Source organism: Cupriavidus sp. (genome assembly GCF_057315035.1).
Window position 1 is genome coordinate 1,301 of the sequence record NZ_DBHKYV010000023.1, and the last position, 18,763, is coordinate 20,063.

General features: G+C 60.9%; 20 protein-coding genes. 9 read left to right on the forward strand and 11 right to left on the reverse strand.

Annotation, left to right across the window (positions count from 1 at the left end; all coding sequences use genetic code 11):
• Window positions 1-366: 366 nt before the first annotated feature.
• Entirely contained in the window at window positions 367-693 is a 327-nt protein-coding gene (locus ACO550_RS23960) for a hypothetical protein (RefSeq protein WP_485994977.1), read from the reverse strand.
• Between the two features lie 587 nt (window positions 694-1,280).
• Here ACO550_RS23960 and ACO550_RS23965 point away from each other — a divergent pair.
• A complete protein-coding gene (locus ACO550_RS23965) occupies window positions 1,281-1,925 on the forward strand; it encodes a BON domain-containing protein (protein ID WP_315598885.1) in 645 nt (214 codons plus the stop codon).
• Window positions 1,926-3,797: 1,872 nt separating this feature from the next.
• Here ACO550_RS23965 and ACO550_RS23970 read toward each other — a convergent pair.
• The 4 genes from ACO550_RS23970 to ACO550_RS23985 form a co-directional block, all read right to left on the reverse strand.
• Window positions 3,798-4,181 (reverse strand): EF-hand domain-containing protein, encoded by a 384-nt coding sequence (locus ACO550_RS23970; RefSeq protein ID WP_315598886.1) that lies wholly within the window; start codon window positions 4,179-4,181, stop codon window positions 3,798-3,800.
• A gap of 289 nt (window positions 4,182-4,470) precedes the next feature.
• Window positions 4,471-4,830: a glutaminase gene (locus tag ACO550_RS23975; RefSeq protein WP_315598887.1), complete on the reverse strand. Its 360-nt coding sequence runs from the start codon at window positions 4,828-4,830 to the stop codon at window positions 4,471-4,473.
• A gap of 108 nt (window positions 4,831-4,938) precedes the next feature.
• Entirely contained in the window at window positions 4,939-5,970 is a 1,032-nt protein-coding gene (adhP, locus tag ACO550_RS23980) for an alcohol dehydrogenase AdhP (RefSeq protein ID WP_315593859.1), read from the reverse strand.
• 64 nt (window positions 5,971-6,034) lie between these two features.
• On the reverse strand, window positions 6,035-6,295 hold the full coding sequence (locus ACO550_RS23985) for a hypothetical protein (protein WP_485994978.1): 261 nt from the start codon (window positions 6,293-6,295) through the stop codon (window positions 6,035-6,037).
• Between the two features lie 336 nt (window positions 6,296-6,631).
• Here ACO550_RS23985 and ACO550_RS23990 point away from each other — a divergent pair, with 336 nt between their 5' ends.
• Window positions 6,632-7,162 carry a hypothetical protein gene (locus ACO550_RS23990; protein WP_315594675.1) on the forward strand — a complete coding sequence of 177 codons (531 nt, stop codon included), beginning with the start codon at window positions 6,632-6,634 and terminating at the stop codon, window positions 7,160-7,162.
• A gap of 323 nt (window positions 7,163-7,485) precedes the next feature.
• On the opposite strand, the gene ACO550_RS23995 is transcribed toward ACO550_RS23990, so the two are convergent.
• Together ACO550_RS23995 and ACO550_RS24000 are read right to left on the reverse strand one after the other, a co-directional pair.
• Window positions 7,486-7,671, reverse strand: a complete 186-nt coding sequence (locus tag ACO550_RS23995) for a hypothetical protein (protein WP_315594674.1) — start codon at window positions 7,669-7,671, stop codon at window positions 7,486-7,488.
• Window positions 7,672-7,784: 113 nt separating this feature from the next.
• Window positions 7,785-8,237, reverse strand: a complete 453-nt coding sequence (locus ACO550_RS24000) for an Hsp20 family protein (protein ID WP_315594673.1) — start codon at window positions 8,235-8,237, stop codon at window positions 7,785-7,787.
• Between the two features lie 200 nt (window positions 8,238-8,437).
• Here ACO550_RS24000 and ACO550_RS24005 point away from each other — a divergent pair, with 200 nt between their 5' ends.
• From ACO550_RS24005 to ACO550_RS24020, 4 genes are all read left to right on the forward strand, one after another.
• Window positions 8,438-8,893 carry a universal stress protein gene (locus ACO550_RS24005; protein ID WP_315594672.1) on the forward strand — a complete coding sequence of 152 codons (456 nt, stop codon included), beginning with the start codon at window positions 8,438-8,440 and terminating at the stop codon, window positions 8,891-8,893.
• 190 nt (window positions 8,894-9,083) lie between these two features.
• Window positions 9,084-10,208 carry a PAS domain S-box protein gene (locus tag ACO550_RS24010; RefSeq protein ID WP_315594671.1) on the forward strand — a complete coding sequence of 375 codons (1,125 nt, stop codon included), beginning with the start codon at window positions 9,084-9,086 and terminating at the stop codon, window positions 10,206-10,208.
• 4 nt (window positions 10,209-10,212) lie between these two features.
• Complete coding sequence (locus ACO550_RS24015; protein WP_315594670.1) at window positions 10,213-10,857, forward strand: response regulator transcription factor; 645 nt, start codon at window positions 10,213-10,215, stop codon at window positions 10,855-10,857.
• 160 nt (window positions 10,858-11,017) lie between these two features.
• Entirely contained in the window at window positions 11,018-11,812 is a 795-nt protein-coding gene (locus ACO550_RS24020) for a universal stress protein (protein WP_315594669.1), read from the forward strand.
• 53 nt (window positions 11,813-11,865) lie between these two features.
• Here the strand turns inward: ACO550_RS24020 and ACO550_RS24025 are convergent, their stop codons facing one another.
• Both ACO550_RS24025 and ACO550_RS24030 read right to left on the reverse strand, forming a co-directional pair.
• Window positions 11,866-12,705: a universal stress protein gene (locus tag ACO550_RS24025; RefSeq protein ID WP_315594668.1), complete on the reverse strand. Its 840-nt coding sequence runs from the start codon at window positions 12,703-12,705 to the stop codon at window positions 11,866-11,868.
• 48 nt (window positions 12,706-12,753) lie between these two features.
• On the reverse strand, window positions 12,754-13,575 hold the full coding sequence (locus tag ACO550_RS24030; RefSeq protein ID WP_315594667.1) for a universal stress protein: 822 nt from the start codon (window positions 13,573-13,575) through the stop codon (window positions 12,754-12,756).
• 154 nt (window positions 13,576-13,729) lie between these two features.
• Here ACO550_RS24030 and ACO550_RS24035 point away from each other — a divergent pair, with 154 nt between their 5' ends.
• Window positions 13,730-14,725 carry a zinc-dependent alcohol dehydrogenase family protein gene (locus ACO550_RS24035; protein ID WP_315594666.1) on the forward strand — a complete coding sequence of 332 codons (996 nt, stop codon included), beginning with the start codon at window positions 13,730-13,732 and terminating at the stop codon, window positions 14,723-14,725.
• Window positions 14,726-14,770: 45 nt separating this feature from the next.
• On the opposite strand, the gene ACO550_RS24040 is transcribed toward ACO550_RS24035, so the two are convergent.
• Window positions 14,771-15,424, reverse strand: a complete 654-nt coding sequence (locus ACO550_RS24040; protein WP_315594665.1) for a BON domain-containing protein — start codon at window positions 15,422-15,424, stop codon at window positions 14,771-14,773.
• A gap of 456 nt (window positions 15,425-15,880) precedes the next feature.
• Here ACO550_RS24040 and ACO550_RS24045 point away from each other — a divergent pair, with 456 nt between their 5' ends.
• Window positions 15,881-16,495 (forward strand): helix-turn-helix domain-containing protein, encoded by a 615-nt coding sequence (locus ACO550_RS24045; protein WP_485994979.1) that lies wholly within the window; start codon window positions 15,881-15,883, stop codon window positions 16,493-16,495.
• 77 nt (window positions 16,496-16,572) lie between these two features.
• Here ACO550_RS24045 and ACO550_RS24050 read toward each other — a convergent pair whose 3' ends face one another.
• Complete coding sequence (locus ACO550_RS24050; protein WP_315594663.1) at window positions 16,573-17,010, reverse strand: universal stress protein; 438 nt, start codon at window positions 17,008-17,010, stop codon at window positions 16,573-16,575.
• Window positions 17,011-17,359: 349 nt separating this feature from the next.
• On the opposite strand from ACO550_RS24050, the gene ACO550_RS24055 reads away from it, so the two are divergent.
• Window positions 17,360-18,598 carry a hypothetical protein gene (locus ACO550_RS24055; protein WP_315594662.1) on the forward strand — a complete coding sequence of 413 codons (1,239 nt, stop codon included), beginning with the start codon at window positions 17,360-17,362 and terminating at the stop codon, window positions 18,596-18,598.
• The last annotated feature ends 165 nt before the right edge of the window (window positions 18,599-18,763 follow it).

An 18,763-nucleotide genomic window follows, 5' to 3' on the forward strand; every position in this document is an offset into this window, starting at 1 on the left:
GGCAAGAGGCAAGAGGCAAGAGGCAAGAGGCAAGAGGCAAGAGGCAAGAGGCAAGAGGCAAGCAAGATCTAACCGCTCACATCAGTATAGGCACCTGGACTTTCCGTTCCCACAAGCCGACCAAACGGGTTGCCGCAGGAATCCCAGCACCGCGTGTCAGGGCACGATCGCCTTTACTTTCGTCTTGTTCAGGGCAGGAACCTGGGTTCCCGTGGTTTGACACTGAAACCATCGGACATCCCCCTCGGGTCTTAACCGCCAATGCCGGCGCTGGAATTGCTGCTGGAGAAAGTCCCACGTTCAAGCGTGACAGGCGGCCGCCGTCGAATGCCGGAATGCCGCCTGCGAACCTATTGGTGCATGTAATCACGGCTTTGACATGCCGTCGGTATAGGGATCGAATTTTCCGCTCTTTGCCACGTCGCCCGGCTGTGGATGCTCATCAGGCAGCCTCTTTGCCGGGGCAAGGTTACTTTTCGTGCGCGCCCCATCCGTATAGGGATCATATTTGTCGGTGCGCCGCACCTCGGGCTTCTGCGCCTGTTTGGCGGGCGTTTCCTGCCCGGCTGGCGCATGGGACCCACCATACAAGTCGCCACCGTCCGTGTAGTTCTTTTGCGCGCAGACGGGCGCGGACAGCAGCACAGCAGTAATGGCCGACGTGGCGATTCCCAGCGCAAGGTTCCGGTTCATCTTCATCTCCTTCAGCAGACAACGTTTGTCTTCCTTCAGAGTAGAAGAGCGCTTCGGTAGCGCGTTGATACACATCAAAGCTACGCAAGGCAGAAGCACTAGCTTTCTTGCACGGGCGATCCGCCCACCATCAGCAATGCTCGCAATGGGAACCTGCTATCAACGACCCCGCCATCATCTAGTATTCGCGCACTGGCACCACCCGCCAGGTCACCGAGACACTGGGCGACCACGTCGGTTACCCAGTCGTCTGCGAGCTCGTGAAGCGTTGCAGGTGGCCGAGCCTGCGTGCGTGATGATTAGCGCTATCCGCCATGCCGGATTCCATTGTCGGACAACTTACGCCAGCAGGACTTTGCCTAGCCCACCGGCATGGTCAGCGTCGTGGTGCACGGGTCGCCATTTCCGGAGGGCGTTTGGCGGCTGAGATCGCGAGCACCCATTCCCTGTGCGCATGCTTCGCGAGAGCCAGTGGATATCGGTGCGAGTTTGTGCCATATCAAAGTCCATAAGCCGGAGCCTTCTACATTGAAGGCAGTGCCGCCTGCCACAGCCGTGAGCGCGCGGGCACGACAACGGAGCGGGCGATGAAGACCGATAGCGAATTGAAGTCCCAGATCAGTGAAGAGCTCGAATGGGACCCGCGGCTAGTGGCCCCCGGGATCGGGGTGGAAGTCAACCAGGGCGTCGTGACCTTATCGGGGCACGTCAGAACCTATACGGAGAAGATCGCCGCCGAGAAAGCTGCGGGGCGCGTGGGCGGCGTCAAGGGGCTGGTAGTCAATCTTGAGGTCCGGCAGGGCGTCCACCACGGTGATGAGGACATTGTGCTCGCCGTGCGTAATGCGCTGCAGTGGTACGTGCAGGTGCCCGCCGACGATTTACAGGTGGAAATCGAGAAAGGCTGGGTCACACTGCGCGGAAATGTGCAATGGGGGTTTGAGCGCAAAGCCGCGGAGAATGCCGTGAGTCACGTTCGCGGTGTTGTGGGTGTTATCAACCTGATTCGTGTGGTACCCAAACTCGTACCGGAAGCGATTGAAGGCAAGATCGAGGCCGCACTGCGCCGCCACGTCGAGCGCGAGGCTCGCCACATCACTATCAAAGCTGACGCCGGCGTTGTCACGCTCGAGGGTACCGTCGACTCGCTGGCCGAGCGCCGTGCCGTAGCGGGCGCAGCCTGGTCAGCACCGGGCGTAAGCGAGGTAATCAACAACCTTCGCATTCGCTAGTAAGCGGCCATGACCTGCAACCCAGCATCTCTCGATAGGACGTCGCGTGCCTGCGCCTATGGATGCTGTTTCGAAGTCAATCTGGGAGCACCAGCAACGAAAGTAACGCCAACCTTGGACGGTCATGTTTCGCGGGACTGGTTTCGCCCTTGCGACCATGAAGAGGTTGTAATAATGATTCTCAATTTCTAAATGAGTTGCGCGCACGGAACGCACGGCCGCAGGTGGCTGACGATCAGATGCTGAGCGTCGTGCCGGCGCGCTAGTCTCATTTCAATAGTTCGCCTTGGTCCATCGGAATTCCCTGCGTGGACGCCATGAGCGCCAGACGATCTAGCTGCTCCACTGCCATGGAAAGCGCTGTTGCGCTCCTAGGCTGGGGCGAGCCCGCACGGAACACACTCTGAATTGTATTGACGAGCGTGTGGTGGCGAACAAGGATAAATCCCTGACTCAACCCATTGTCGACAAGCTGTGTGTACGCTCGAAGATCGTAATAGCCAACTCGTCTAAACAGATCATCCGTCGCATAGACAGTCGATTCGTCACCCTTACGCTGCGGTGCTTGTCCTTGCGCACGGGCGCGCAAGGACGAACTCATGGGCCGGGAGGTACCCGCTGCATCCCATCCCAACGAGGAAGATTCAGGCTCACTCCTCGGTCGCATTGGCTCGACATGCCTCTCTGTGCGATCTTTTGGCGACGGCTGAGTCTTTAGCAGATCATTCTCGTCGCACTTCGCGGCCCCACGTCGTGCGCCAGATGACAATGCAGTGTCATATTGACGCTCATTAGTGTGCTTACTGAGCGTTGCCATTTCGTCTCGCTTGCAATGCAATAGCAATAAAGTACCGTCAATTGAGGGCGTCAGAATGAGCTTCCCCGGACCGCGCGGCCTCCGATGCCACGAGTTCACTATAGATTTCCGTGGGCGTCAGAAACTGATCTGCATCAAACATCGGGAACAAACAACCTGCGCTTCCAAACGGCCGGCGTGCGCTCCGCGCCAATTGACCTAGGCCGAATATCTGAACGGCGTAGAACCGGATGGCAATCGCCCAGTTTGGCTAGCTGCGGCTTTACACCTTTGCAACCATTCTTGTTAGCCGCGAGGCCGTCTCAGAGCGCTTGCTCCAATCGCCAGATCTGGCCATCCGAAGCCATTGATGTGGAGTGTTAGCGCCGACAACGATAAAAATGAATGGAACGCCGGGGACCAGCTTCGTCGAGTACCCGCAGGTAACGCTGACGTTTCCAAGCCGCCTTGCCGCTTGGTGCGGATGTGTGCCTCACCCGCTCGACCGTTTGTCCCATCAGGCATCGGCGCCTATTCTCACAAGCAACACTGGCGTTAAGGCGCTTCGTGCGAGCTTCTCCGCCACGCTTCCCATACGCAAGCGTATCGACGTTCGTACGCCCGTGGGTTCCCAAGACGAGGTGCCGGGCCCTCTCCAACGCCCGACTGATCGCGCTAGACACATCGCCGACGTGTTGCTCGGCATCCTCCAATGTGACCGCGCACTGCACATCACGCTTTTCCGCTGTGGCCCGAGCCTCTACAAGAAGCTTTCGACCCTGGCAAATGAGTGTCTCGCGTACTCCGGCCTCGTAGCCACTTTCGATGACATGAAGCACCTCCAATGCTCGCATGTAAGGCCGATGCGAGCCCCAAGGCTTCATCTAAGTCGCGCTGGCCGCATGGACTGCCGACATTTGCCACAAGGATTGTGTCGTACATGTTCAAACCTCCACGTCAATGCAAGACAAACTGGCGGCTGAACATTCGGCCGTTCAGGAGGATGCCTGGATAGCGCAGCAGTGGTGCAACGCGCACCATTGGCCGTTGGCGCGGTATCGCGCTACCCTCTCGCCCTAATTGATGATTGGATTCTTCTTCTGCATATCATCCTGAATCATTCTCGACCAAGCTGCACCCACTTGTCGCTCGGTCACATAACCGCGTTTCCTGGTATCGAGCTGATCGAAGCGCTTGTAGACTTCAGGCATGCCGGTCCGTGCCTCTTCTCGGGTCAGTTTTCCATCATGATCAACATCGGCAGCCTCGAAGCGTTCGGTGAACCATTTCATTCTCTCGGCCGGCGTCATGCCGCTTGGCGGCTGCGGGACTTCGTTGACATCGGTCGCAACCGGCGAACTCGCTGGTGGCCTCTGTTGTGAAGGCTGGGCGCCGACGGAACCGTTGGCGACGCTTATTGACACGGCCAAGGCTGTGGCCAGGAAATTTAGTTTGAACATGTACTCTTCTCGATTCCATTTGTGACGGTCTGGCGGCAAGGTCGAATCTTTCTTACTTGACATGCCGCGAGCAACGTCATCCCTTTAGGTACCCGCGGCAGTATTGGTGAAAACGCCGCTGACCGCTTGACGTTTCGGGACGATTCCTTGATGCATCGGGACATTCAGTGAAAACCCCAACATCAACAGTACGAGAAGAGCCTGCATTGAGCACATGTTTGACCGTTGCCGCAGTTTCAAGTGGCAACGCGGCCACGCCAAACGATCGTGGTGGGTCGAAGTTCCCCCCTCAAGCGGATCCGCCGGTCGGCTCCGAGCTGAACAAATTTAGGCCTAGGTGCTCCGAAAGAAAGCGCATGACCAGTTGCCCACGCACGCTGTTGCCTGCGCTGTCAAGCGGCGGCGAAAAGGTCGTGACTGCGCCCTTGCCGGGAGCGATCGTGAGCATGCCGCCGCTCACACCACTCTTACCAGGCGGGCCCACGTCATAGAGCCAGCTGCCGGATCGCTCGTACAAGCCTGCTGTCGCCATCACCGCCAGCACCCGCGAGCAGGTCGCGGCGCTCACCACTTGGTAGCGCGCATTGGCGTGTATAGATGTCCACGGCTTCATCCGGATCGCAGTAAAGCCGGCAGTAGCCGCGAGCATGATGCATCCCCAGTGAAGATGCAATGGATGGTAGATTCGCCTCCGCGTAGTTTGCTTGCCAAACTGGCGGCGGTCAGCACGCACCCCGAAACACTCGCCCATTGGGACCTAGTCGCCGAATCGGTTCAAGACGACCCGGCCGTTGATCTGGCCGGCCTTCAGCCTTTCGAACACTTCATTGATGTTGCCGAGGCTCGCAGTGGAAGTACTGGCAGTCACCGCACCCGCAGCCGCGAATTCAAGGGCTTCCTGAAGATCGCTTCTGGTCCCCACGATGGAACCCCTGATCGTGATGGCCTTCAGTACGACATCGAAGATTGGCGTAGGAAAGTCACCCGGCGGTAACCCATTGAGCGATATGGTGCCGCCGCGGCGGACCATGCCAATCGCCTGGGAGAAAGCAATCGGGGATACAGCCGTGACGAGTGCACCATGTACACCGCCAAGCTCCTTCTGTAGAAACGCGGCGGGATCGTTTGTCGTGGCATTGACCGTCAGTTCCGCCCCGAGCCTGCGGGCAAGCAACAACTTTTCCTCGTCAATATCGACGGCGGCCACGCGAAGGCCCATTGCTCTCGCGTACTGCACCGCCACGTGACCGAGTCCGCCGATGCCGGAGATGGCGACCCATTGGCCTGGCCTGGTGTCCGTCACCTTAAGCCCCTTGTAAACAGTCACTCCGGCACACAGTATCGGGGCAATCTCGATGAAATCGACGCCAGCCGGCAGCAGCCCGACGTAGTTCGGGTCGGCCACAACGTACTCCGCATACCCGCCATTGACGGAGTAGCCGGTATTCTTCTGCCTCTCGCAAAGCGTTTCCCATCCCTTCAGGCAGTGTTCGCAGTATCCACATGCGCTGTACAGCCATGGGACGCCAACACGGTCCCCTTCCTTTACCCGTGTTACGCCACCGCCCACCGCCGAGACATAGCCGACGCCTTCGTGCCCCGGAATGAACGGCAATGCCGGCTTCACCGGCCAGTCACCGTTCGCGGCATGAAGATCCGTGTGACAGACCCCTGACGCCTCGATCTTTACCTGGATTTGTCCGAAGCCCGGCGTTGGCACCGGCACCTCTTCAAGCGAGAGCGGCGCCCCGAACTCCCGCACGACCGCGGCTTTCATTAGCGTAGCCATTTCACCCCTCTTGCAATGCAATCATGAACCGCGGCAGGACTCCGCGCGACGCATCAGTATCTGGTCAGTACTTGATGTCCCGTGCGGTCTGCCGTCCCTGCTGTTTGGCTTGCCGCTTGTCCTGGCGGCACTGTGGATTACTCTTCTGGTCGGCCGCACGGCAGTCCTGTTTCGTTTCCCTGGAACCCTGCCGCGTGTCCTGCCTGACATCACGTCCCTCTCGCCGTTGCTGCGCCTGTTCTGTTGCACCGACCGGCATGGAGAGGAAACTGCCTATGGCCACGATGATCAGAAGCGCCGGGAGTCGAGCATTCAAGTCGAGCATAGTGAGTCCTTTTTGAACCTGCCAACCTGGGCCAACCATTTATGACCTGCGTCAATCGTGACGTCGTTATCGCCGAGCCTGATGGACGATTTTGCTGGCTGTCGATGAGCCGTTAGTGACAAAAAACTGCCGTCTCCGCCAAATGTACGGGCCGCCTTTTGACAATCTTCCGGTTCATTTTCGTTTCCTTCGGATGCACAACAGTGCCTAAGTCCAGCTTAGAAACACGAGACGATCAGCCATTGATATACGTCAAGCCTTGGCGTGCCGGAAAGACTAGCCTTCCCAATAGTTGCTGCCGGTACGGCCGTGACACCTTCCGAAGGGAGTTCCGCCATGAACGACACCGCTATCGTCTACTACTCACGAACCGGCACCACTCGACAAGCCGCCACCTTGTTGGGCGATCGCCTTGACTGCCCGATGTTCGAGGTCGCAGATCAGGTCAGCCGGGCCGGCGTGTGGGGGGACATTCGGTGCATAATCGACAACATGTTCCGGCGGCGGGCGCCCTATCGGTATACGGGCCCCGCTTTGGACAAATTCACGACCGTGATCGTCATGGCGCCCGTCTGGGTCGGCCATTTGGCTGCACCGATGCGAAGCTTCCTGCGGGATCATCGCCCTGCGGGAGACGGTCTTGCCGCAGTAGCGGTGATGGCGGCGCGCGGCGGTTTCCGCGCTGCGGAAGAGATCGCCGGTGAAATCGGCAGACCGCCGCATCCGGTGCTGGTGCTGCTGCAACGGGACATTGTCAGTGGCGAGGTACAGCAAGATATAGACGATTTCGCCTCGACGCTCGTTCGGCCAGCGCCGGACGCATCGGGATCGCCCCGGTCGGCCTGGCTTTCCCCCAACGAGGCCTGACCCGGGGCATACCCCGGAGCGCGTTCCTGTATAGCCGCTCCTCTATTCCATCGAGATGCGCACCCGATTGCCGACGCGACCGGCACTGGCTACGAGCACTCCGAATCCCGAACTGGCATGACGGCCACCCGGGCCTTCCCTGGCCGGCGATTCCGCGACGACCAAGGAAGGCGCGCTTTAGCCCGCGACGGCCATGGGTGCCGGTCACAACGGTGTCTACCCCACACCTGCTCGCATGCGCCAGTATCCGTTCGGTATCGTCACGTCACCCATGTTGATCACGCTGTCGAGAAGCGTTACGGAATGCTGAAGACCGGCACTTCTCAGCGGCCGCCGCCGCGGCGTCGCGCAGGACAGTATCCCAGGTTCAGCAACTCTGGCTCCACGTCCGCCCGATTACCGTATCCGATTTCGTACTGCAGAAACGTGTAGTCGATGACATGGAAAATCTCCAGATGCTCGTGGCAAGCCGACACCGGGACAATCGCCTCGCCGAGCGCGCGATGCACCGATGTGCTGCCGTCTACCGCAACCAGAACATGCTTTTACATCTTCAGCCCCTGTTCCGTGCCAATGGCGTCCGACCATCCGCTCGTCATTGACATACCCGTCCTGGCAATGGTCAGGAACGCATTTCCTGACCGGCATCCTCGGAACGAATCGCAATACGCTTCTGAGGCGTGGCTTCCTTCTTGGGTAGCACCAGGTGCAGCACCCCGTTTGTATAGCTCGCGTCCACCTTGCCTTCGTCGATATCCGCATCGAGGGTGAAAGCCCGACGCATCGCACCGCTGTAACGTTCGTGCCGGATGACACGCTCGCCATCGCGCTGTTCTGCCGTCCTTTCAACCTTCGCGGAAATCATGACCGTCCCGCGATCGACGCTGATCTCGATGTCGTCCTTCTTCACGCCAGGCAGTTCCGCAGTCAGCGTGTAACTACCTTCCGATTCTGTCACGTCCACCTTGAACACGATGCCGGGATCGCCCACACCCCGAAAGGCGCGCAGCATGCCCTGCATCATGTCGCTGATCGGCTCGATGGCAAATGGGTCGTAGTTTTTCAGACTGGTCATTGTGGGCTCCTTGCATTGGCTACGCCGGATCATCCGGCCATCTTCATCATGGCAATGAATTCACGCTTGAATTTGTTCTGGGTCAAGCCATTGGCAACGCGCCCGGGCTTGCGCTAGCGCAAGCAGCCGCGCGCGTGTTGTCCTAGGCTCAGTCAGTGAGTCCGGTTGTTCGCAACCGGCTTCGTTGCAGGGGGGCAACCATGTTCCAGAGCATTCTCGTCGCCATCGACGGCAGCCGTAGCGCGGACCTGGCGCTCGACAAGGCCATAGACATCGCACGTGCCATGCATGCCCGCATCGAGGTGCTTCATGTCACTCTCGATCCGGACTTCCTGTTCGACACCAGCGTGATGTCACCCCGGGAGATGCGGAAGCGGACCGCCGAGTATGGGCACAAGATCCTGGGTGCAGCCGAGCAGCGGTTGCAACGCGCCAAGGTCTCCGGCAAGACAACACTGCTCGATGAATTCGTCACCCCGGGGCAGGTGCCAGCCGTCGTCTGTGCGCATGCCGAATCGATCGGTGCGGATCTGCTCGTCTGCGGCACGCATGGCTTGCGTGGCATCCGGCGGCTGGTGCTCGGCAGCGTCTCCGAGGGGGTGGTAAGGCAGGCCAGATCGCCCGTGCTGCTCGTACGCAGCGAACTTCCCGGATGACAGCGTGGGTCAGAGACAGTATGCGAATCGTCTCATAATCGCCGACTTCAGAATCGTGATGTCTGCGTCGGTCCTGGCAAACATCAAATTCGTCGGTATCGTCGGAATTCGTATATTGTGATGTGGTGACCTGCCACGTACGGGCACAAGCCCACATGCCTCCACATTAAGCCGAGCTTAAGACTGGCCTATGATCCCCCATACTCCAGATGACGATGACGGATGCATGGGCCGTCCCACTATATCGGCCAATGAGGCAAGTCTTGCCGGAATCGTGCGCACGTCAATGGAGGCGATTATTTCCATCGACGAAGCGCAACATATCGTTCTTTTCAACCCGATGGCGGAGTCGCTGTTCGGCATCGCGGCAGAGGAAGCCCTTGGCAAACCGTTGGACATCCTGTTGCCCGAACGCTTCCGTAATGCCCACACGGCCCATGTGCGCCGCTTTGGTGTGACGGGTGTGTCGGATCGCCAAATGGGTCACCAACGGACGCTCTACGGTCTTCGGCAAGACGGCAGCGAGTTCCCCATCGAAGCATCGATTTCCCAGACCAGCGACAGCCTTCGCGGCAAGCTCTTTACCGTCATGCTGCGCGACATCACGGAGCGCATGCGTGCGGAGTCGGCATTACGCCACTCGCGCGAGGAACTGCAGGCACTCTCGGACAGTGTCCTGTCCAGCCGGGAGGAGGAAAAGCGCCGGGTCGCCCGCGAACTACACGACGACATCGGCCAGCGCCTGAGTGCAATGAAGATGGATCTCGTGATGCTGGAAGACGATCTTCGCCGTGAAGGCGTTTCGACGGCCAGCCTCGCACGGACATCGGCCATGCATGGTGGTATCGACGCGGCAATCGCGGCCGTGCGACAAATCTCCGCCGACCTGCGTCCCGCATTGCTCGACGAACTTGGGTTGGCCGACGCGCTGGACTGGCTCGCCAAGGACTTCAGCCGCCGTTACCCAATAGTCATCAAGGTGGACACGCCCGGTCTCATCGACGCTACGGAACAGGAAACCACCGCAGTGTTCCGCATCGTCCAGGAAGCACTCAACAACGTGGTGCATCATGCCAATGCCAGCCGCGTGTGGGTCGAGATGCACGACGAGGGGATCGAGCATGTCCTGCGCGTTCGGGATGACGGCGATGGATGGGACGGCAACGTCAAAGATCCATCGCGGCGCTCGTTCGGACTGTTGGGAATCAGGGAGCGTGTCCGCCTGTTGGGCGGCACGTTGGCCCTGCACCACGCCCCCGGTCAGGGTTTTGAATTGTGCCTCCGCTTTCCGGCCCGACTGGCCGAGAGGAGGTAGCACCGTGATACGTGTTGCCATCGCAGACGATCACGCCGTAGTTCGCAACGGCCTGCGTCACATTCTCGAGCGCGAGGCGGATGTCGAGGTGGTCGGCGAGGCCTCAAAGGCGGCCGAAGTCCCGCAACTTGTCCGCGAGACCACGCCGGACGTGATCCTGCTGGACCTTTCCATGCCCGGGCGCAGTGGCCTGGAACTGGTGCGGCTCATCAAGTCCGACCACACGGGCACCCGTGTACTGGTGCTGACGATGCATGCGGAGGAACAGTACGTGGTTCGCGCGTTCCGCGCCGGCGCGGCGGGTTACCTAACCAAGGACAGCGCGGCGATCGATCTGGTGGAAGCACTGCGAAAAGTGGCTGGTGGCGGCACCTATGTCAGTCCCGAAATGGCCGAAAAACTTGCACAGGGTCTCCAGGAAGGCGCCGACACGCCGCACAGTGGCCTGTCGGACCGCGAACTCGAGGTGTTCCGGCGTATTGTCGAAGGCGAGTCATTGACGGAAATCGCCGAAGCACTTTGCGTCAGCGCCAAGACGGTCAGCACGTACAAGATGCGATTGCTGGAGAAGTTGCAGCTGCGCAGCGACGCAGCGCTGGTTCGTTACGCCATCCAGGCCAAGTTGTTCTCCGACGACTCCCTGCCATAACGCACTGCGTCCCGACAATTGCTGGCGCTGCGGCGTGCCCGGCGCAGATTTATCGCACTGCAATAGTGGCGATCCTCACTGCATTGATCTTCCGCAAACTTCGGCGCCGTCCCCCGCCTAAAGTAGGTCTATGTTCCGCCCGATGCTGGTAAGGAGACAGATGGACATCTCGGCCATCATGGTGCACGTGGACACGTCCCGGCACGCCCTGGTGCGGCTATCACATGCCGCAGCGCTGGCCGACGCCTTCCGTGCGACGCTTATAGGCTTGCTGTCAGCTGAGCCCGGATACACGGCCCCGTCCCCAGATCATGACGCCACTCGCCGCGTGTTCGAATCCGCGATGGAGCGGGCGTCCTTTGCCGTGGACTGGCGCATCGGGGAAGGCAGTGCTGTCGACGCGCTACATTGCGAAGGCCGGCTTGCGGACCTCATCGTCCTGAGCCAGCCTGACCAAGTGGTTGGCCGCGCCGACGCGGCGATGCGGTTCGTCGAGGCAGCCATCGTCGACACAGGCCCCCCGGTCCTGATCATTCCCCCGGGCCCTACTCTCAATTCGAACCGGTGGCCCTATGCTTTGGCTGTGGTGGCGTGGAGCGGAAGCCGGGAATCGGCGCGCGCGCTGCGCGATGCCCTGCCGGTGCTCAAGCGCGCCAGCCAAGTTGAAATTATCTGCTGTGCGCCACTTGAAGCTGACCGCGAACAGGGCGTCTCGCCCCCCAGTTATGCTCTGGCATGGCTGGCCCGACGCGGGATTCGGGCCGCCCTGACCCAACTGCTGCGCAAACCATACGTGAATGCCGGCGAGGCGGTTCTCGAAGCTGCCACGCGCCGTCGCGCGGACCTGCTCGTCTGTGGCGCCCACGGTCATTGCCGTCAGGGCACTCGTGCGACCGGGAGCGTAACTGACACGGTACTCACACATTCGCCCATCCCGGTGTTGTTTGCGTGCTGATGGGAACGCGCGAAGCGTGCTCCGCGCGCATGGCCCCGGCCTGCTCACGATGCTCAGTGGGACAGCAACACGGGTGTGGTCATGGACGAAATGATGGTCCGCGTCACACCGCCCAACATCAGCTCACGGAAGCGCCCATGGCCATAGGCCCCCATCACGATGAGGTCGGCGCCGACGTCAGCCGCACGCGACAGAATCAGCTCGCCAATTAACACATCGTTGGCCGCCGGTTCGTATTCGGTCTCCACTTCGGCGCCGGCATCGCGCAACAATCGGGACGCCGCCGCCACCGACATGGCGTCGACCCGCAGACTATGCATTGCGGAGTTGGCATGCAGCAAATGTACGCGGCTGCCGGCAAGCAGTGGCAGGGCATCGTGAAGCGCACGCGCGCATTCTCTGCCTCCATCCCATGCCACCAGCACGCTCGCACCGACATCGCTGAACGTGCCCGCATACGGCACCACCATCACCGGACGCCCGGACTCCAGGATTATCGATTCCACGAACTGGGCCGCCACAAAGCTGGCGGTGTCGGCCTCGTCAAGCTGCCCCAGGATGATGAGCCCGGCTTCCTTCGACTCCTTGAGCATCTGTGCCACCGGATCGCCCTCGGTGCTGCGCCATTCGGCCAACACGAGCTTGTCCCAAACCGCCGACTCAAACTGGTCGTGCATGGCTTCATGCTCGCGCTGGCGGCGCGCGCGGTCTTCCTGCAAGTACCTTGCAGCATGCTCGACACGATAGAACCACATCGGCTCGGGCGTAAAAGTGGCACATACACCCACCAATCGGCATTGCTGCGTCGCGGCGATTCGCGCCGCCAGGCTCACCCGCGGCAAGGCACGGGCGCTTGCATCCACGTGGACAAATACATTCGGATATCCGGACATGACAATCTCCTCTACGGCAGTGGTGGATGGCGGCAGACGTTCGCGCGGCTAGTGCGACATCAGCAATGCCACCGGAGCATTGCGCAACAACGTTCGGGTCGTTCCGCCTGCGACCATTTCTCCGATCCGCGAGTGGCCATAGCCGCCGGCCACCAGGAGGCCGGCCGATCTCGCGACAACGGTCTCCAACAAACATTCCGCTGCGGACGAGGCCTGCCTAAGTTCGAGTACGGCGTCGATGCCGTGGCCGGCCAGCCAGCGAACTACGGCGCTGGCGCCCGGCTCGGCTCCCCCCCGAGTGGAGATATGCTCGACCACGACAAGTGCCGCGCGCCTAAGCAGCGGCAGCGCATCGGCAACGGCCCGCGCCGCCTCGCGCCGCCCGTTCCACGCCACGACGGCGGTGTCCAGCGGCAGCAGTCGATGACGCGGTGGGACGATCAGCACGGGCCGTCCCGAGTTGAGGAGCGCGTATTCCGCAGCAGACGCCAGTAACAGCGGCACATCTTGCACGCCGCCTGGCAAGGCGGGAAGAATGACGTCGCTGGTCATGCCATGTGTCGCCAAGGCCCATCCGGCTTCCTGATCGACCACCGTGTGGGACGTTTCAACACTGGCGTCTTGCCGGGCCACAGCGCGCGACAAAGCTTGCGTACCGGCGACGTCGAGCCCGCGTAGCATGTCGGCTCGCATCGCTTGGTAACGCAGCATTTCTTCGCCGGCACTACGAAACGGATCGAGTTGCGGGCCTGTTGCGGTCAGCCCCACGACTCGACCCTCGAACCACGCAGCCAGGGTCAGCGCCGCGTCGAGCCGGGCGTCGCGCGCATCATCGTCTGTCAGGTCCACCAGCACAGTCTTGAACTCCATGATGTGCCCTTTCCCGCGTAAGCGAATGCAAATCTCCCAGCCGAAATCTAGTCAATCTGGCAATAGCCGATTTGTGTCATATCAAAGGGCAGCGCAAAATGCCTGCAAGGATTTCCAGAACGCCCAAGCGGGCGCGATCCAGCAAGGAGTGACCATGGACGCCGGGATGCGCGCAATGGTTTTCGACGGCGGGGGCCCAATCCTGACCCACCGCACGGTACCCATACCAGTGCCGGGGCCGGGAGAAGTCCGGATCCGTGTCGCCACCTGTGGCGTGTGCCGCACTGACCTGCATGTAGTGGATGGAGAGCTTCTCGGGCCCAAGCCGGCCCTGATTCCCGGCCATGAAATTGTCGGTCGCGTTGAGTTCGTGGGACCCGAGGTCGCTGGACTGGCCCCCGGAGACCGGGTCGGTGTCCCGTGGCTTGGCCACACCTGCGGCCATTGCCGGTTTTGCCTGAACGGGCGGGAGAATCTGTGTGATACGCCGCAGTTTCACGGCTATACACGCGACGGCGGATACGCTGAATACGTGGTGGCAGATGCCAGCTATTGCTTTCCTATACCCGCCCTTTACGATGACGAGCACGCTGCGCCGCTGCTTTGCGCTGGCCTCATCGGATTCCGGACGCTTCGCATGGCTGGAGAGGCGCAACGCATTGGCATCTACGGATTTGGTGCCGCCGCCCATATCGTGACGCAGATCGCCGTGGCGCAAGGTCGGACCGTCTATGCATTCACCCGCCCCAACGATCGCGCCGCCCAGGCGTTGGCAACCGCCGTCGGCGCGGCATGGGTAGGCAGCAGCCATGAGGATCCACCCGCGCCACTGGACGCCGCCTTAATCTTCGCCTCCGATGGCGCCCTTGTACCGAAGGCGCTGGCGACCGTCGACAAGGGCGGAACTGTCGTTTGCGGAGGGATTCACATGAGCGACATTCCATCCTTCCCATATCGCCAGCTTTGGGAAGAACGGCGACTAGTATCCGTGGCAAACCTGACGCGAGCAGACGGCCGCGGCCTGATGGAAGCCGCAGCGAAGTTCCCGCTGCATGTCCACGTAACGCCCTACCCGCTTGCCCGCGCCAATGCCGCACTGGACGACCTGCGCGCCGGACGCCTGGCCGGCGCAGCCGTTCTTCGCATTTGAGCCGCAGGCCGATTCGGGCTTCACTACCCTACTGGCTGCCTGTGGTCATCGCACCACCTGAATGTCGTCGATCACCTTCATCACACCCGGCGCAACCCATGCGGCGTTGAATGCTGCCTGGCGCTCGGCAAGTGAGCGCACATGGCCCGAAAGCGTTACCACCCCGTCGTCGACAGCCACCTTGACATGCCTGGCATCGTGAATGGCCTGCCGTCTCAGGGCCTCCTCGATACGCTGCTGCACGTCGGCCCTTGTCGTACGCGGGCTCAACACCACACGATTGATGATGTCCCGGACCCCATTCAGGTGGCGGATGGCGTCCTCGGCCGCGCGGCGTTGGTAATCCCAATCAACTTCGCCATTGAGCGTCACCACGCCGTGCTCGACCGCAACGGCAAGCGCGTTGACGGGCACGATCGAATTCCACGAGAGCGCGTTTTCCACCGCCCAGGCAACGTCTGAATCCAGCCGTACCGCATCGCCGGGGAGTACTACATCCATTTCCACGGCCAGCGCACGCACACCCGAGACTCGACGCACCGCTTGCTCGGCGCAATGCTTGGCATGGAAAGACCGCGGATGGCCGGTCAGCGTCACAATCCCGTCCTTGACCTGAACACCGAACTCGCGTTCATCAATTTCCTGGTCCCATGCAAGCTCATCCAGCACGTCTTGCTTCAATTGACTATCACTCTTCATTCCGGCCCCCGTCTGTCGCCGCCATGGCGCACCTGCATTCCAGCGTAGGCGCGGGGCAGAAGGTCCGGCTTGCGTTGGCGCAAAGACCGGGCACTCCTTGACACCCGGTCTGGCAGATAGGAGTGTCAGGGTTTTCTGACACCGATAGGCCGATTTCTGACCTGTGTCTCAGCTATCCCTGATTTCCGCCGCCGCGCTGTTTTCCAATACTTCCGATAGCGGTATCTACACTCCGATCCGATGCGAGGCGCACCGGCGGATCCAGCGCCGCATAAATAAGGGGGCAAGATGCAGCAAGCCGTGCAGATGTGGGCCCAAGGGCCACAGCCCGCCTTGGGCAAAGTCATCCCGTTACGCCCAGAGGAGCCAATGCCCGGCGCGCGGACGTACCAGGCAAAGTGCTCGGTCTGCAGTCTCCGGCCGCTCTGCGTGGCCTCCGGACTCGGAGACGACGAGTTGGCACACCTGCAGAGTGTGCTGGGACAGTGGCGCACAGTACACCGCGGGGATTACCTGTTCCGCGTCGGCGATCCGCTTCGAAGCCTTTATACAGTGCGCAGCGGGTCGTTCAAGACGGTCACCGGCCACGAAGACGGCCTGGAGCATGTTGCCGGGTACGTCTTGCCCGGCGACATGCTGGGGCTCGGTGCCATTGACGACGACCGCTACGACTGCGACGCCATCGCGCTCGAAGACAGCACGGTTTGTGTCATGCCATTTGCAGCGCTCGAGGCACTCGGTCGCGAAGGTGGGGCTCTCCGGCATCGCTTGTACAGGCGGCTGAGCCGCGAGATCGTGCGCGAATCCCATCAGATGGTGCTGCGTTCCGGCATGAGTTCGGAGCGTCGGGTGGCGACAGTCCTGCTGAACGTATCCGCTCGCCTGCGCCAGCGAGGCTACGCCGCGCGGGAATTCACACTGCGCATGACACGCCAGGAAATCGGCAGTCACCTTGGCCTCAAGTTGGAGACGGTCAGTCGGACGTTCTCCCGCTTCCAGCGAGAAGGATTGATACGCGTCGATGGGAAGGCGATCGAAATCTTCGACGCGGACGCGTTGGCCCGAGTCTAGAACCACCACGGCATCGTCCCTTTCACAACGTACCGCGCCGAACGCCTTTAACACGCGGATCGACGCATGAGCGCGTCTCAGGCACCGTTGGCACGCTTGTCCATCCGCACGAGCAGCACCGGGGTAGGCGCACTTCGCACGAGCTTCTCGGCCACGCTTCCCATGAGAAGCCGGTTGATTCCGCGACGACCGTGCGTGCCGAGTACAAGCAACTGCGCGCCGTCCTTTTCCAACGTCTGGCTGATGACGCTCGCCACGTCGCCGGTTGGGTGCTCCACCTCATCCAGTGTCATGGTGCACGGCAGGCCACGCGCTTCCGCCATGGCCCGGGCCTCGGCAAGGAGCTTGTGACCACGGCGGACAAGCTCCTCATGTACGCCGGTCTCGTAGCCACTTTCGACCACGTGAAGTACATCAAGCCGCGCATGGACCGCTGACGCAAGGTCGATGGCTTCCTTCAACGCGCAGTCACCGCAAGCGCTGCCGTCAATTGTCACGAGAATGGTGTCGTACATACTCAGGCCTCCGTCAAATAGGGATCGTTTGCCGCTGGCGCCATCCGGATGTCGTAGCAACGGCCGGGTGCCGCTGCGTTAAACATATGACGCCAGGCGGCCAGCCCCTTGATCAAGCGCAAAGCAATGTGCTCGGCTTCGCTTCCAAGCGAACGCATCGATATCGCCCATGCACGCATGGTCGTATAGGACCGATTTACCCTCTCCCCTTGATCTAGCGCAACCCAATACCATGACGGCGACATAGTCTGAATCGGAGACCAGAGGCCGCCAGTCCGTTCTGCGATCGCAGGCGGCTGCCTTCCACCGGAATGCGACAAACGGTCCAGCCAACCTGCGGAGGCCCAGCATGAGCCATCGAATCCCCCGCTTGCGGTCAATCCGGCGCACTTCGAGCCACGACGCCGCTGGCGACAGACAAGCGTTTTCGCTTGTCCTGGGTGGCCCGGTCTACCAGCTATTCCGCCGGGTTCATCTATCCGACGACGCACTGCAACTGGTACGTCAGCGGATTGCGGTCCTCTCCCTGTTCGCATGGCTGCCGCTCCTACTCCTATCCGCAACGGAGGGCAACCTGTTCGGCAAGGCTGGCACCGTCACCGTCCCATTCTTCATGGATATGGAAGTCCATCTCCGCTTCCTCGTTGCCGTCCCACTACTCGTAGCCGCGGAGCTCGTGGTACACAAACGTCTTCGGGGCATCACGCAGTCGTTCGGGGAACGAAACTTGGTTCCAGAAACGGCAACAGGCGAGTTCGAAGCAGCAATCGATGCGGCGCTGCGCTTGCGCAACTCCGTTCCCGCCGAATTGGCATTGGTCGCAATTGTCTACGGTGTGGGTGTGCTGATTGTCTGGCGTCATTACACCGCACTCCAGGCGTCTACCTGGTATGCCAGCGCGACCGGAAACGGTTCCAACCTGTCTCTCGCCGGCATCTGGTATGGCTATGTCAGCCTCCCGCTATTCCAGTTCCTTCTGATTCGCTGGTACTTCCGCATCTTTATCTGGATGCGGTTCCTATGGCAGGTCTCCCGCATCAGGTTGAGCCTGATACCCACGCATCCGGACCGTGTGGGCGGGCTTGGCTTCCTGGCGAATACGGTTTATGCGTTTGCACTGCTCCTGGCAGCTCACGGCGTTATGGTGGCCGCAAACCTTGCCAACCGAATCTTCTTCCTCGGCGCTGCCCTGCCGGACTTCAAGGCGCAGATCGTGGGGATGGTGTTGTTTTTGCTGACAGTAGTTTTTGGGCCGCTCCTTGTGTTTGCGCCGCAGCTCGCACAGGCCAAACGCAAAGGTTTAAACGACTACGGCACGTTGGCCGAGCATTATGTGCGGGAGTTCGACCGAAAATGGCTGTGCGGGGGAGCGCCTCCGGACGAATCGTTGCTCGGGAGTGCCGATATCCAGTCGCTGGCCGATCTGAGCAACAGCTTCGAAGTCGTTCGCGGAATGCGGCTGGCCCCCATCACAAGGGACGCCGTCGTACAGATTGCAGCGGCGGTCCTCTTACCGATTGCGCCCTTGGCACTGACTATGATGCCCCTGGATCAGTTGCTGAAGTATGTCTTCGGACTGATTTTCTAGCTATGACGCGGCGTCGTTGAGTAGGCTAATGCTCGCGTTCCGGGCAGTCGTGTACGCGCGACTGGGCGGCGACGTGCTGACAGATCCCTCCCTTCCCATCACCGATGTCAAGGCGAGGATCGATATACTCGCGTTGGATTACGTGCAAGTTGTTGACGCGCTTGG

What these genes read in the sequence shown, in the direction of transcription:
- ACO550_RS23960 (WP_485994977.1), bottom strand. Translation starts at nt 693, where the DNA reads ATGAACCGGAACCTTGCGCTGGGAATCGCCACGTCGGCCATTACTGCT.
- ACO550_RS23965 (WP_315598885.1), top strand. Translation starts at nt 1,281, where the DNA reads ATGAAGACCGATAGCGAATTGAAGTCCCAGATCAGTGAAGAGCTCGAA.
- ACO550_RS23970 (WP_315598886.1), bottom strand. Translation starts at nt 4,181, where the DNA reads ATGTTCAAACTAAATTTCCTGGCCACAGCCTTGGCCGTGTCAATAAGC.
- ACO550_RS23975 (WP_315598887.1), bottom strand. Translation starts at nt 4,830, where the DNA reads ATGCTCGCGGCTACTGCCGGCTTTACTGCGATCCGGATGAAGCCGTGG.
- adhP (WP_315593859.1), bottom strand. Translation starts at nt 5,970, where the DNA reads ATGGCTACGCTAATGAAAGCCGCGGTCGTGCGGGAGTTCGGGGCGCCG.
- ACO550_RS23985 (WP_485994978.1), bottom strand. Translation starts at nt 6,295, where the DNA reads ATGCTCGACTTGAATGCTCGACTCCCGGCGCTTCTGATCATCGTGGCC.
- ACO550_RS23990 (WP_315594675.1), top strand. Translation starts at nt 6,632, where the DNA reads ATGAACGACACCGCTATCGTCTACTACTCACGAACCGGCACCACTCGA.
- ACO550_RS24000 (WP_315594673.1), bottom strand. Translation starts at nt 8,237, where the DNA reads ATGACCAGTCTGAAAAACTACGACCCATTTGCCATCGAGCCGATCAGC.
- ACO550_RS24005 (WP_315594672.1), top strand. Translation starts at nt 8,438, where the DNA reads ATGTTCCAGAGCATTCTCGTCGCCATCGACGGCAGCCGTAGCGCGGAC.
- ACO550_RS24010 (WP_315594671.1), top strand. Translation starts at nt 9,084, where the DNA reads ATGATCCCCCATACTCCAGATGACGATGACGGATGCATGGGCCGTCCC.
- ACO550_RS24020 (WP_315594669.1), top strand. Translation starts at nt 11,018, where the DNA reads ATGGACATCTCGGCCATCATGGTGCACGTGGACACGTCCCGGCACGCC.
- ACO550_RS24025 (WP_315594668.1), bottom strand. Translation starts at nt 12,705, where the DNA reads ATGTCCGGATATCCGAATGTATTTGTCCACGTGGATGCAAGCGCCCGT.
- ACO550_RS24030 (WP_315594667.1), bottom strand. Translation starts at nt 13,575, where the DNA reads ATGGAGTTCAAGACTGTGCTGGTGGACCTGACAGACGATGATGCGCGC.
- ACO550_RS24035 (WP_315594666.1), top strand. Translation starts at nt 13,730, where the DNA reads ATGGACGCCGGGATGCGCGCAATGGTTTTCGACGGCGGGGGCCCAATC.
- ACO550_RS24040 (WP_315594665.1), bottom strand. Translation starts at nt 15,424, where the DNA reads ATGAAGAGTGATAGTCAATTGAAGCAAGACGTGCTGGATGAGCTTGCA.
- ACO550_RS24050 (WP_315594663.1), bottom strand. Translation starts at nt 17,010, where the DNA reads ATGTACGACACCATTCTCGTGACAATTGACGGCAGCGCTTGCGGTGAC.
- ACO550_RS24055 (WP_315594662.1), top strand. Translation starts at nt 17,360, where the DNA reads ATGAGCCATCGAATCCCCCGCTTGCGGTCAATCCGGCGCACTTCGAGC.